The organism is Streptomyces sp. AJS327 (genome assembly GCF_013450295.1).
Classification (GTDB): Bacteria; Actinomycetota; Actinomycetes; order Streptomycetales; family Streptomycetaceae; genus Streptomyces.
Genome location: NZ_SKBR01000003.1, coordinates 747,589 through 760,534 on the forward strand (window position 1 = coordinate 747,589; position 12,946 = coordinate 760,534).

The following is a 12,946-nucleotide window of genomic DNA, read 5'->3' on the forward strand; positions in this document are numbered from 1 at the left end:
TGGCCGTACGGGTACGGGGCGCCCCGCGCGTCGCCTCCCCCTCGTACGGACACCGCCCCGGGACGCGCCCGGAGCATCCCGGCCCACCCGCCGCCACGTGCGGCGTCGTGCCCTCCGGCCGACCGGGAGGCGCCGGTCACGGCTCCGTCGACCGGACCGTCCCGGAGGCCAGCCCGGGAAACCGTGGGGTAGCGTGGGTACGCGGTGCGCTCCACACGGCCCTCGGCGCGGGCGCGGACGTCGCAGCGGCTCCCCGGTCCCGCTCCGTCCTCTCTCCGCCCTCCCTCGGCCGCCGTACGGCCAGCGCACGCCGATATCGGCGCGACGGCGTAGGAGAGACGATTCTTGATGAGTGCTGTATGAGTGCCGCGACGCGACGCTCCGCGCGGAGCGCGAAGGACTCGCCCGCGCGAGACGCGGCGGACGGTCCGGAGGGCGGCTCACCCGCCGCCCCGCCGCGCGGTCGCACCCGTGCCCGCCGCGCCCCCGACAAGCTGTGCGCGGAGGCGGTCGACCTCGCCCGCGAGGGCCTGGAGGAGCTGGCCGGGCCGGACGCCGTCGGGGAGTACATCGAGGCGGTGGCGGACGCCGAGCGCGTCGTGACCCACTTCTTCGCGTGCCGTGAGCCCGGCTACCGCGGCTGGCGCTGGGCGGCCACGGTGGCCCGCGCCTCCCGCGCCAAGGTCGTCACCCTGGACGAGACGGTGCTGCTGCCGGGCACCGGGGCGCTGCTCGCCCCCGAGTGGGTCCCCTGGAGCGAGCGCCTGCGCCCCGGCGACATGGGCCCGGGCGACCTGTTGCCCACCGAGGCGGACGACCTCCGCCTGGAGCCCGGCATCTCCGGCGAGGACGACCCGCCGCCCAACTCGGCGCTGCCCGAGGCGGAGGAGTGCCGCGAGGCCGCCGGACGGCACGCCGAGCGCCGCCGTCGCGCGGCCCGTGCCGCGGCCGACGCCCGCGCCGAACGCGTCTCCCCGGAGACCGAACGCGTCCCACCGGCGGAGGGCGTCTCTCCGGAGGAGGGCGCCGCGCCCGCACCGGAGGCTCCCGAGGCCGCCGAGGCCACGGGGCCCGCCGAGGCGCTCCCGGCCGCCGGGGGCGGCACGGCGGTCGCGGCGGAGGCGCGCGGCCCGGAGGAGCCGCTGGCCGACCCGCCCTCGCGCGGCAGCATCGAGGCGGTCGCGCGGGAGCTGGGCATGGGCCGTAGCCGGGTGCTCTCCCGCTACGGTCTGCACACCTCGGCGGACCGCTGGGAGGACGCCTACGGGCCGGCGACCCCGATGGCGCAGTCCGCCCCCGCGGCCTGTGTGAGCTGCGGTTTCCTGATCCCTCTCGCGGGGTCCCTGCGGCAGGCGTTCGGCGTCTGCGCGAACGAGTTCAGCCCGGCCGACGGCCATGTGGTCTCGCTGTCGTTCGGCTGCGGCGGCCACTCCGAGGCGGCGGTCATGCCGAAACCCCCGCAGCCTCCGCCGCCCGTGCTGGACGAGACGATGATGGACGAACTGCCGCTGCACGCCGACGCGGAGGCCGAGCCCCCGGCGTCAGCCCAGGCCGAGGCGTCCGGCGGGGCCCCGGGGACCGCTGAGTCGGCGTCCTCCGGCGCCGGGGACGGATCGGCGGGCGGCGGTGACGGCCCGCCGGACACCACCGGGGGCGGAGCGGGCGCGGACAACACCCCCGAGACGACGGCCGGTTCGGCCAACGGCAAGGGCTCCCGAGCCAGGTCCAGGTCCGGCTCCGGTTCCGGCGGTGGTTCCGGGTCCGGCGGTTCGCGCGGCGGCAGGAGCCGGAGCGGCCGGACGCGCGCCCGGAACGGCGGCAAGCGCCCCTCGCGCGGTAGCTAGCCCGGAGCGGAGGGCCGGGCGCACCGCAGCCCGGCCCTCCGCCCACCCTTTCCGCCCGCCCTCTCCCTGCTCTCCGGATCCCCGGATCTCCGGAGCCCCCCGGATCCCCGGATCGATCCCCCCGGGTTCCAGCCCCTTCGGCCCCACCATCCCGTCACCACGGTCCAGGTCCCGCCTCGCCGCCGGGCCCCAACAGCCCCCTCCGGCCGCCTCCTTCACGTCCGCGCCGCGCCGCTTCCGTGCCGCGCTGAGCTGTCTCCGATCCGTGCCCGGGCGTTGCCCCTTCCCGGCCGTCGCCCCCTCCCGGGGCGTCGTCCCCTCCCGGCGTCGGTTCGCCCCGGGTCTCGATACCCCCCCGGGGGTCCGGCGGCCCCGGCTCTCCGGCTGCCCGGCTTCCCTCCCGGTGACCTCACCCGGGCGGTGCTCCCGGTTCGCGCCCGCCCCGCGCTTCGCCGTCCGCTGACGTGCCGGGCCACGTCCGTGCCCCGCTGACGTGTCCGCTGTCCCGACCGGCGCGTCTGTTGTCCCGTCCGGCGTGTCCGCTGTCCCGTGCCGCGTGACCGGGTGGCCGCGTGGGCGGGTGTCCGTGTGCCTTCCCGTTCGTCCAACGTCCCCTGCGCGTACGGGCGTTGGCGCCTGGCACGTCCGTCAGCCTCGTCCCCGCCCGCTCCTCCTTCCTTCACCACGGTCTCCGTGTGGGCGTGGTGCGGGTGGGGACGCGGTGGCTCCGTCGTGGGTGGGGCGGGCTGGGCGGATGGGGGTGGCGAGGCGGGGTGAACCGGGGCGCGCCGGTCCGACCACTTGCCTTACATACGGGTGGGGGGTATATGCTCGTGCTCAACGAGGGGTACCCCGGAGGGGTATCACGTACCACAGAGCGAGGAGAGGTCATGTCCGACTGCTGCACCCCCGACGGAAGCTGCCACACGGGCGAGAGCGGCACCGCCACGACCACCGTGGCCGAGGGCCAGGTCACCGAGTACCGCTTGGAGGGCGTCAACAGCCCCCACTGCCAGGGGGTGGTCACCAAGGCGCTCAGCGAACTCGACTCCGTCCTCGGTACCGAAGTGGGCGTCGGTACGGGCCGGTTCACCGTAACCACGGCGGGCGACCCGGACGACGCGCTCATCGAGCGCACCATCGACGAGGCCGGTTACACCTTCGTGGGCCGCGCCTGACCGTCCCCCGGCGCGGGGCCGCCAACCGGCCCCGCGCCTCCCCCTGTTGGAGCCTTCCGGACCCTCGCGGTCCCTTCTGGTCCAAGGAGCTGTGATGACGACTGTGACGGCCCGACCGGCCGCACCACCCGACCCCGTGGGGACCGTGCCCACCGACGGAGGTCCCGCCCCGGCCGTGCCCGGCGCACCAGCGCCCCGCGCCAACCGGCGGCCCCACCTCGCGAGTTCGCGGTTATCCCCGTTGTCCCGCCGAGCGGCCCGCGGGTGAGGTGGGGCGGCCATGAGCGGGTACGTGGAGCACAAGGACGACGCCCTGCGGCGACTGCGCCGCATCGAGGGCCAGGTACGCGGACTTCAGCGGATGGTCGAGCGGGACACGTACTGCGTCGACGTGCTGACGCAGATCGCCGCCACCAACGCGGCACTTCAGTCCTGCGCGGTCTCGCTGCTGGACGAGCACCTCTCGTGCTGTGTGACGGAGGCGATCGTGAACGGCGGGGCGGACGCGAAGACGAAGGTGGACGAGGCGTCGCGGGCGATCGCCCGGCTGGTGCGCTCCTGAGCGCGAACGCGCCACTCCCGGGGCGCGGCGTGGGCCGCGCGCCGGGACAGGAGTGGGACCGCCCGTCGCGGGGGAGTTGGATGACCGGCCGCCCGCGCGGCGGCGCACCGTACGATGTGGCACATCTCGTGTGGCGGCGGGCACCGAGAGGCCGGGAAGGGGAGGGGCCGTGCGGCGACTGGGCGACCTGGAAGCCGAGATCATGGACCGGCTGTGGACGTGGCGGCGCCCCGCGACGGTGCGCGAGATCGTCGACGACATAAACCGCACCCGCGCCGTCGCCTACACCACTGTGATGACGGTGGCCGACATCCTGCACCGCAAAGGGCTGTTGCGCCGGGTGAAGGTGCGCAGGGCCTGGGTGTACGAGACGGAGCACAGCCGGGAGGACTACACGGCGGAGCTGATGCGGGAGGCGCTCGGCGGGATAGAGGACCGCCAGGCGGCGCTACTCCGCTTCGTCGAGCACATGCCCCGGGAGGACGTGGAGGCGCTGCACGCGGCGCTCCGCTCGGTGGGCGGGAGGGACGAGGAGTGCCCGTGACCCACCACGTACTGCCGCCGCTGGGAGTCGCGTTGACGACGGGCTTCGTGTTGCCCGTACTGCTGGTGCGGGCCCGGTGGCCCGCGCAGGCACCACGGCTCGCGGTGGCGATGTGGGGTGCTCTCGGACTGCTGTTCACCTTCTCGGTCAGCATGGTCGCCGTGCAGTGGCTGCTGTCGCCGCGGACCAGCCACTGGTTCGCCGACTGGCTCGGCACCTGCCTCCCCTGGAGCGAACAGGACACGGTCGGCGGCGAGTTGGTGCTCAGTACCGCCGACTGGGTGGCGCTCGGTCTGGGGGTCTCGCTGATGAGCGTGCCGCTGCTCTCCTTCGCGCGGGAACTGTTCCTCGCCCGACGCAAGCGTGGGCGGCACGCCGACCGGCTGCGGCTGGTGGGGAGTTGGAACAGCGACTGGGGGATCACGGTGGTGGACCACGCGGTCCCGGCGGTCTACTGCCTACCGGGCCGCGCTCCCCAGGTGGTTGCCACGACCGGGGCGTTACACAGCCTGACCGACTGGCAGTTGAGGTCGGTCCTGGAACACGAACGGGCACATGTCGCGGGGCGGCACCACGTGCCGGTGGCGGCGGCGGAAGGGTTCGCCGCCGTTTTTCGTTGGCTGCCGCTCGCCCGGCGCCTGCGCGCCAACGTGCCGTTGCTGCTGGAGATGGCGGCGGACGACCGTGCGCTGCGCAGCTGCTCCCGTGCCTGCCTGGCGACCGCGCTGTTCACCCTCGCGGTCACCGAGCTGCCGCGCGTGGCCTTCGCCGCCGGGGGCGCCTCGGCGGCGCTGCGGGTGCGCCGCATCCTCACGCCGCACCGCCGCGTCTGGCCCGCGCTGCGTGGGCTGACCTCGGCGGCTGGCGCGCTGTATCTCCTGACGTTCGCCGTGGGCGTCTGCTGCTCCGCTCCGTAGGGATTTCGGCTACTGACGTACTAAGTAATTTCGTAAATGCGCGCACTGGTTCCGGAAGGGTAATTCCCCGCTATTCTCGGGGTGTTCAGAAGTGAGTGTCCGCGAGCGAGGGAGAAGCCGTATGTGCCAGGTGGAGGTGCGGTCGGCCACCCCAGCCGACGCATCCACGATCTCCTGGCTGCTCGCCGATTCCCTGCGCGGTAGCTACTCCGGACTCGTCGACGCCGACACGCTCAGCCAATTGCTCCACACCCACTGCTCGCTGGAACGCATAAAAGCTGAGGTGGGAATTCCGGGGGGTGCCCCCGGATGGCTCGGCTGGCTGGTCGCCGCTGACGGCAGGACCGTCGTCGGCGTGGGTGCCGGTGGGGTCCCCTCCCCGACACAGGGCGAGGTCTACGCGCTGGGTGTCGCGCTGGAGCGCCGCAGGGAAGGTGTCGGGAGCAGTCTGCTGACCGCGCTCTCGGAACGGCAGCGCGACCACGGGGCGGTGAGCCAGGCCATCTCGCTGCCCTGTCCCGCCGAGCGGGTGGACGCTCCGGGGCTGCCGTTCCTCACCGCGCGGGGCTTCACCGGCTCCGGAACGCGGCTCGCCCGCCCCCTCTGACCGCCCCCGCTGACCGCCGCCGCTGGTTGATCCCTCTGACCGGCCCCCACCCGGGGCCCGTTCCGGGGCCGTCCGCCCCGGAGGGCCGTCCTGGGGTTCGTCCCGGAGGGCCGTCCCGGGGGTTCGTCCCGTCACGCCGACTACCCGTCCGGCCGCCGCCGTTCGGCGGGTCTCCCCAACAGCAGGTACACGACGGCGGGTTGCCGCGTCGCCGCACCGGCCGACGCTCGGACCCGCACGCGGTCCCCGTCATGCCCTCTATACGGGCGCCGCCACCCTCCGTACGCTGCCCGGGCGTTGGGACCGTACGTCGGGACGGGGGCCGAACTGGCGGTTGTGCTGGCGTATCCACGCGATGGCGTGGATACGCAGTGGGCAACGGTAGGCAGTTGGCCGGAAGTCGAGCCACGATTTTCAGCAGCGGGCCCCGGCGGCACGGGGCGCGCTCGGACGGCAAGGACCACCGAGCCCCTGGAGGAGCGATGTACGCACGGACCGGAACTCCGGTATCCACCGCGCCTGGCCCGGTCCTTCCGTCCCGGCGGGCGACCCGCGTGGCGGACGACCGCCTGCCGGGCCTGGAGTCGGTCGCCCCGCACGACGAGGACGGCGTCTGGCTGCACGACGCGCTGCTCGGCCCCTACAGCGCGGACATCGTGGAGTACCTGGGTCTGGCCCGCGCCACCGGCGGGCCGGTGCTCGATCTCGGCAGCGGTGGCGGCCGGTTGACGGTTCCGCTCGCCCGGCACGGCTTCACGGTGGAGGCCGTCGACGCCGACGAACGGAGTCTGGAGCGGCTGCGTGCCTGGGCGGCGCGCGGTGGCCCGCGCGTCCGGGAGCGGGTGACCACCACGCGCGCGGATCTCACGGCGCTGCGGCTGCGCCGTCCCTACCGGCTGGCGCTGCTGGCCGGTGCGGTGATCAGTGCCGTACCGCCGGGAGTGCGGTTCGGGCTGCTGCGTGAGGTGGCCGGGCATCTCGCCGAAGGGGGCCTGCTGGCCTTCGACTTCACTGACCACGAGCCGTCCGCCCTGGCCGAACGCCCCTACCGTGGCTGCACGTTCCAGGTGCCCCGGTTCGACGGCGTGGCCGAACGCGTCGTCGCGCGGCAGGCGTTCGACGTTCCGGGAGAGCGGGAGCGCGTCTTCTACCGGGGGGAGCGGCTGGCGCACGGCAGGCTCTGGGAGTTCGCCCACTCGACCGAGAAGTGGCTCGTGCGGGCGCGGGACGTCACCGCCGAACTGAGCGCGGCGGGACTCCGGATCGCGGAACGCCGGGAGCAGCCGCTGGGGCAGGGTGCGCGCAGTGTGCTGCTGGTGTGCCAGAGTGAGAGTGATACACGTCACACTGCGATCAAGGCCCGGGAGCTCAGCTCACATTCGTGACATGGTGGGCGGGGGCGCGCAGGCGATGGCGAGGGGGGTCACACCGCTGTGGCGAAAGCCAGTGGCAAATCCGACGCGCACTCCGCTGACCTGACGCTGGCGCTCTACCGCGAACTCCGCCAACGCGGCGCCTCCAGTTTCGACGAGTTGGCCACGGGACTCGACCTCACCCCCGACCACCGCGACCGCTGCCGTTCGGAGTTACTCGAACTCGGTCTGATCGTCCCCACCGGCGCCACCCATGACAGCAGGCTCGCCGTCGAGTCCGGCGAGCGGTCCGAGCAGCAGACGGACGGCATCACCGCCATCGACCCGGAGATCGCGCTGCTGCGGCTGGTCGAGCGGCAGCGGGTGCGGCTGCGCGAGCACCTCAGCGAGTCGGAACAGGTCTACGGCACCCTGGAGGTGCTGGCCGAGCGGTTCCTGCGGGTGCGAAGTGAGCGCTCTGACGCCGAAGTCGAGGTCTTCACCGACTACCGGCGCATCCAGCAGGCGCTGGAGGACATCTCGGAGGTCGTCCAGCACGAGCAGGCGTCCATGCATCCGACCGCGCTGCAACGGGAGTTCCCCGAGCGGGTCCTCAAGCGGGACCAGCGGCTGCTGGACAACGGGGTGCGGGTGCGCGCCATCTACAACCAGCGCTTCACCACCGTCCCCGAGCAGGTGGAGTACTTCCGGCGGAAGGCCGAGATCGGTGTGGAGCTGCGGCTCGCGCCCGTCGTCCCGATGAACATGATCCTCGCCGACCAGCAGTACGCGCTGTTGCCCGTCAACCCGGAGGACCCGTCGGAGGGCGCGGTGCACGCCCGGGGCTCGGCGCTGGTGCGCTCCTACGCCGCGCTGTACGAGTACTGCTGGCACACCGCGACGCCGTACGGCGAGCAGGCCCATCCCGAGCGGGGCGGGGACGGCCTCTCCGAGCAGCAGCAGGCGGCGCTGCGCATGCTGGCCTCCGGGGTGAAGGACGAGCGGATCGCCCGCAGCCTGGGGGTCTCGGTCCGCACGGTGAGCCGGCTGGTGTCCGAGCTGATGCAGGAGCTGGGCGCCTCCAGCCGTTTCGAGGCCGGGGTCCGAGCGGCCCGCCTGGGCTGGCTCGACTGACCGTTCGCCCGGATCCGGTTACGATGCGGGCAAACCTTTGGTCACACCAGACGGCGGGGACATGGCAGGCGACGCGATCACGGCCGAGCGGGCGGCGGCGATCCAGCAGCTGAGAGACGCGGGGCTGCGGGTCACCGGCCCGCGCCTGGAGGTGCTGCACGTACTTGCCTCCGGTGAGCACCTGGACGTCGAGGCGCTGACGACGGCCGCCCGCGACCGCCTCGGCACCCTGACCAGCCAGGCGGTCTACGACATGCTGCGGCACTTCCTGGAGACCGGTCTGGTCACCAAGTTCGAACGACCGGGCAGGCCCGCGGTGTTCGAGCTGGCGACGGAACCGCACCAGCACGCGCTGTGCACGGGCTGCGGCCGGGTGGCCAACGTGGACCTCGCCGAGCCGGAGCCCCGGGGTGCGGCGCCCGCTGGCTGGCGGCAGGAGAGCGTGGAGGTCATCCTCAAGGGTCGCTGCCCCGACTGCGCCTGAGCCCCGCCCCACCTCCCTCCGAAGCCGTCTCCCTCCGGACGTGCCTCCCTCCGAGCCCGTCTTCCTCCGGACGCGCCCCGCCCTCGGGCCGACCCACCCCCTCCGGGCTCTCCCTGTCGTCGGTCCAACGCGCCCCCCGTGACCGCGAGTTCGGACGCAGCCACCTCTCACGCCGTGCCCACGCCTCCCCTTCCCGCCCGCCGGGTCCGTCCGCCGGTTGCGCGCGTGGTCCGTCCTCGTCGCCCTCCGCCGGTTCCGCCGGCTGGTCCCGTACGCCGGAGCGCCGTGGCGCCCGTACGCCAACGGGGCGTCCGCCGGGGGGGCATTGGGGCGTGGGAAGTCGCCACCGGGCTCGTCCGGGTGCCAGGAGGCGGAGGAGCGGGAGGCGTTGGGCGGATCCCGGGGTGGAGCGGGACCGGGCGCCGGATCATCGGGCGGGGCGGTGGTGGGTGGGAGGGGCCGTGGGGGCGTGGGAGCCGGGGAATGGCGTCGAATTTCTGGGTGGTTCATTCGTCAACTTCCCTGGAATGGCTGCCGGTTCGGTGGTGTGCCGGTTTTTCCGGTGCGGGTGTACGCCACCGCCGAGGGGTCGCCGGATATCGTTCCGGGGAATTACTGGGCTGGGGAATTCACGCCATGGCGTCTTCACGCAAGGGGGTGGGGGTTGTCGTCCCGTGGTTTCCCGCTCTCCGACGCCCCGGTGTGCGGGGTCGTGTCGGTGAGTTCGGGAACGGGGGCTCTCGCGGGCTGTGCCGGGCGGGGCGGGAGGAGCCGCCGGGGCGGGGTGCCCACACAGCGGCGCGGCGCCCCCGGGGGGTTCCCGGAGACGCCGTGAGTCGCGCTGTGCGGGTGGTTCAGGCGCGGACGCCCGAGGTGGGGGCGATGGGCCACTCGCTGCTGGGGTCGCCGGCGGCCTCGACGCCGACGCCCTGGCCACCGCCCGGGAGGCCGCCCGCGACGGCGGGGACGAGGGCGGCGGTGCACAGGGCCGCGACCACGGCGCCACGGCGGATGACGGGGAGAATGCCGGTGCTGCGGGTGGCTGCGAACATGATTCCTCCAGGATGCGAATGGGAATTTCTGTGTCTTCCCCGCCCCCGTGCCGCCGGGGGCGGTGGGGAAGACATTTAAATAATCTCCCAGTGCGTCCGGGGAAACCAGGATTCCTGAAGTCGCATACGCGCCATGACGAGGATGCGACAGTGTGCGTGAGTCCGCCAGGGGGTTCAGATCCCCGCTCGCCGGGCCAGGGAAATGCCATTTTCCTGAGTGGTCACTACATTTGGTCCATTAAAAAGATGTGCTAAGCTGCCCTTGTGGCCTCCTTTTTCCTCCAGGGAGGGAGTGCCGCCGGGGCAGAGACGTGCCGCCGTCTCTGCCCCACCGCGTCGTTGCCGCAGCGCCCGCTCGTAGACCTCCACGGTGCGCTCGGCGGAAGCCCGCCAGCTCATGCCGCGCGCGTGCCGCACGGCCGCCGCGCCCATCGGGGAGGACATCCCCGGGAAGCGCGCCATCCACCGCAAGTGGCGTGCGTAGTCAGCGGGTTCGTGCCCCTTCACCAGGAAGCCCGTCACGCCGTCCCAGACGGCCGTGGGCAGCCCGCCGACGGAGGCGGCCAGTACCGGGGTCCCGCACGCCTGGGCCTCCAGCGCGGCCAGCCCGAAGGACTCGCTGCGCGAGGGCATCACCAGCACGTCGGCCGCCCGGTACCAGTGCGCCAACTCGCCCTGAGGCAGAGCGGGTTCGAAGCGCACCACGTCGCTGACGCCGAGTTCCGCGCAGAGGCGGTAGATGTCCGCCATCCGCGCCGCGCTGCCGCTGACGCCCCCGATCAGCGGGACCACCGTCCGGCGGCGCAACCACGGTGCCTGTGCGAGGAGTTCGGCGACCGCGCGCAGCAGAACGTCCGGGGACTTCAGCGGCTGGATGCGCCCGGCGAACAGTGGCACGAACGCGCCGCGGGGCAGCCCCAGCCGGGCGCGTGCCGCCTGCCGCCCGGCGCCGGGGTGGAAGGTCCGCAGGTCGACACCGGGCCGTATGACGTGGGTGCGATCCGGCACCGCCCCGTACAGATCGCACAACTCCCCTGCTTCACAGCCGGTGTTGGCGATCAGATGGTCGGCGGCCTCCACCACCTGGTGCTCGCCCCGCACCCGCTCCTCGGGCTCGGCGCTCTCGCCCGCGCGCAGCGCCGCGTTCTTCACCCGGGCCATGGTGTGCATGGTGTGCACCAGCGGCGCGCGCCAGCGGGCGGCGGCGATGCGGCCCGCCTGCCCGGACAGCCAGTAGTGCGAGTGCACCACGTCGTAGGGACGTCCGGCGCGGGCGGAGCGCAGCAGGGCGAGTGAGAACTCCACGACGCGGGCGGGTAGTTCCTCCTTCGCCACCCGGCGCTGGGGTCCGGCGGTGAGATGTCGCACGGTCACGCCTGGCGCCAACGGCACCTGGGGTGCGGCGCGTTCACCCTCGTTCCGGGTGAACAGGTCGACTTCCGCTCCGAAGCCGGTGAGGGCCCTGGCGAGTTCGGCCAGGTACACGTTCATCCCCCCGGCGTCGCCCGTGCCGGGCTGGTGCAGCGGGGAGGTGTGGACGCTGAGCATCGCGATGCGAAGGGACATGTGGCTCTCCCGTTGTGGTGGGTTGGAGTGCCACATGTCCCGTCGCGCGGTTCCGGCGCCCGGTCACGCGGCACCGGATACGGGGTTCAGAATCCGAAGACCGGCCCGGAGGGTGGGGTGACGCGGGTGCCCGGAGCGGGCACCGCGATGGCCTCGGCCGTGACCGGACGGCCCGGCTCGATGCCGAGAACGGCCGCGAGCCGCTGGGCGCCCTCCGGCATCACCGGGTACGCCCAGGCGGTGAGCGCCGAGCAGACGCCCAACTCGGCGGCCAGCGCCGTCAGGTGTTCCTCGCCGCCCTCACCGGACTCGGACCGTGGTGCGTTCAGGTTCCCGAAGTCGGCGATGGAGCACACCACTTCGTCGAGCAGCGCCACCGCGCGGCGGGGGTCGAAGCCCTCCGGGGTGTACGCCTCGCGCAACTCCTCACAGGTGTGCCGCAGCCTGCGCAGCTGCGTATCCCAACCCGCGCCGCCGGGAGGGACGTTGGGCACGATGCCGCCGCAGCGGCTGGTGAGCCTGCCGAAGAGGCCGGTCAGCCAGCCGTTCCAGGTGCCGTGCAGCACCCCGCGGGTCTGTTCCAGCCGCTCCCGGCTGAACACGGCGCCCGGTCCGGTGGGCCGGGCCTCCAGGGAGTGCCGCCGCAGGGTGTCCGAGCCGTACTCGGTGAGCAGGTCGAGCGCCCAGGCGTCCCGCCAGTCGCGGCCCTGCCCGCCGTCGGAGCCGCTGCGCAGCGTCTCGTTGACGAAGAACTCCTGCGGCAGCTTGACGCCCTGGGTGATGAGGATCGCGGGAAGCAGCACCGCGTGGCAGAAGCTGTGCCCGAACCCGCAGAAGTGCACGGTGCGTTCGGGCAGCGGCACCCGGTCGTAGCCGTAGCCGTACAGGTGCATGGCGGCCGACTCGAAGCAGGTGTCCACCCGGTGCTCGGCGAAGCCCTCCATGTCGAGGGTCACGCCCCAGTCGCCGGGGTGGGCGACCGCCACGTCCGGCAGGCCCTCGTCGGCGAGGAGCTGGCAGAGCGCGGTGAGCCGGGGCGGCAGCGCGGAGGCCCGCCAGTAGTCGATCAGCGCCTCCCGGAACGGTTCCAGCGGGAGGTACAGCCGACGACAGCGCCGGATCCGGGCGGTGGCGCCGCAGTGTCCGCACTCCGGGGCGAGCAGGTCACCGCAGTCGTTGGGGCGGGCGCAGGCGCGGCAGGCGCCACCCGCGCTCCGGGCGCCGCAGTACGGGCAGCCACCGCGCACCCGGGCGCCGAACAGCCAGCGTTCACAGCCGTCGCAGTACGGCAGCCGCCGGGTGCGTGGGACCAGGACGCCCTCGCCGTGCAGCCGTTCGAGGAGGCCGCGCAGCCAGCGGTCGTAGCCGCCCCGGGCGCGGGGTGCGACGATCCGGTCGAAGCGCACTCCGGCGCGCAGCCAGTCCGAGGTGATGGACTCCCGGAAGCCCTCCGCGACCTGGGCCGCGTCGCGTCCGGTGCGCAGCGCCCGTTCGGCGACCGAGGTGCTGTGGTCGGCGGTGCCGCTGGTGAAGAGCACCGTCCTGCCGTCGGCGCGCAGGAACCTGGACAGCACGTCGGCGGCGACGTAGGGCCCGGTGAGGTGCCCGGCGTGCAGTTCGCCGTCGGGTACCGGCGGGGTGGCGGTGATCCACAGCGGGGTGTTCACGACAGACCTCCTTGACGCGGCCGCGAGTTCCGTTCGCCG

The 12,946-nt window shown here is 73.5% G+C and carries 12 protein-coding genes; 9 read left to right on the forward strand and 3 right to left on the reverse strand.

What is annotated here, in order from left to right; translation table 11 throughout:
* Positions 1-359: 359 nt before the first annotated feature.
* The 9 genes from E0L36_RS27870 to E0L36_RS20415 all read left to right on the forward strand — a co-directional run bounded on the left by E0L36_RS27870 (position 360) and on the right by E0L36_RS20415 (position 8,622).
* A complete protein-coding gene (locus tag E0L36_RS27870) occupies positions 360-1,844 on the forward strand; it encodes a DUF3027 domain-containing protein (RefSeq protein ID WP_374705564.1) in 1,485 nt (494 codons plus the stop codon).
* Positions 1,845-2,734: 890 nt separating this feature from the next.
* Positions 2,735-3,022, forward strand: a complete 288-nt coding sequence (locus tag E0L36_RS20380; protein ID WP_180930557.1) for a heavy-metal-associated domain-containing protein — start codon at positions 2,735-2,737, stop codon at positions 3,020-3,022.
* Between the two features lie 280 nt (positions 3,023-3,302).
* Complete coding sequence (locus E0L36_RS20385; protein WP_180930558.1) at positions 3,303-3,584, forward strand: metal-sensitive transcriptional regulator; 282 nt, start codon at positions 3,303-3,305, stop codon at positions 3,582-3,584.
* 169 nt (positions 3,585-3,753) lie between these two features.
* On the forward strand, positions 3,754-4,128 hold the full coding sequence (locus tag E0L36_RS20390) for a BlaI/MecI/CopY family transcriptional regulator (protein WP_180930559.1): 375 nt from the start codon (positions 3,754-3,756) through the stop codon (positions 4,126-4,128).
* Positions 4,125-5,045 (forward strand): M56 family metallopeptidase, encoded by a 921-nt coding sequence (locus tag E0L36_RS20395; RefSeq protein WP_180930560.1) that lies wholly within the window; start codon positions 4,125-4,127, stop codon positions 5,043-5,045. Before E0L36_RS20390 ends, E0L36_RS20395 begins: the two co-directional genes overlap by 4 nt.
* 121 nt (positions 5,046-5,166) lie before the next feature.
* On the forward strand, positions 5,167-5,652 hold the full coding sequence (locus tag E0L36_RS20400; protein ID WP_180930561.1) for a GNAT family N-acetyltransferase: 486 nt from the start codon (positions 5,167-5,169) through the stop codon (positions 5,650-5,652).
* A 554-nt stretch (positions 5,653-6,206) separates the two neighbouring features.
* The gene (locus tag E0L36_RS20405) at positions 6,207-7,037 is read left to right on the forward strand and encodes a class I SAM-dependent methyltransferase (protein WP_180930562.1); all 831 of its coding nucleotides are present in this window, start codon (positions 6,207-6,209) and stop codon (positions 7,035-7,037) included.
* Positions 7,038-7,085: 48 nt separating this feature from the next.
* A complete protein-coding gene (locus E0L36_RS20410) occupies positions 7,086-8,138 on the forward strand; it encodes a LuxR C-terminal-related transcriptional regulator (RefSeq protein ID WP_180930563.1) in 1,053 nt (350 codons plus the stop codon).
* 61 nt (positions 8,139-8,199) lie between these two features.
* On the forward strand, positions 8,200-8,622 hold the full coding sequence (locus E0L36_RS20415) for a Fur family transcriptional regulator (RefSeq protein WP_180930564.1): 423 nt from the start codon (positions 8,200-8,202) through the stop codon (positions 8,620-8,622).
* 854 nt (positions 8,623-9,476) lie between these two features.
* On the opposite strand, the gene E0L36_RS20420 is transcribed toward E0L36_RS20415, so the two are convergent.
* The 3 genes from E0L36_RS20420 to E0L36_RS20430 form a co-directional block, all read right to left on the reverse strand.
* Positions 9,477-9,674, reverse strand: coding sequence for a hypothetical protein (locus E0L36_RS20420; RefSeq protein WP_180930565.1), 198 nt, complete (start codon positions 9,672-9,674; stop codon positions 9,477-9,479).
* A gap of 174 nt (positions 9,675-9,848) precedes the next feature.
* Positions 9,849-11,240, reverse strand: coding sequence for a D-inositol-3-phosphate glycosyltransferase (gene mshA / locus E0L36_RS20425; protein WP_180930566.1), 1,392 nt, complete (start codon positions 11,238-11,240; stop codon positions 9,849-9,851).
* Between the two features lie 86 nt (positions 11,241-11,326).
* Entirely contained in the window at positions 11,327-12,907 is a 1,581-nt protein-coding gene (locus E0L36_RS20430; protein WP_180930567.1) for a class I tRNA ligase family protein, read from the reverse strand.
* Between the last annotated feature and the right edge of the window lie 39 nt (positions 12,908-12,946).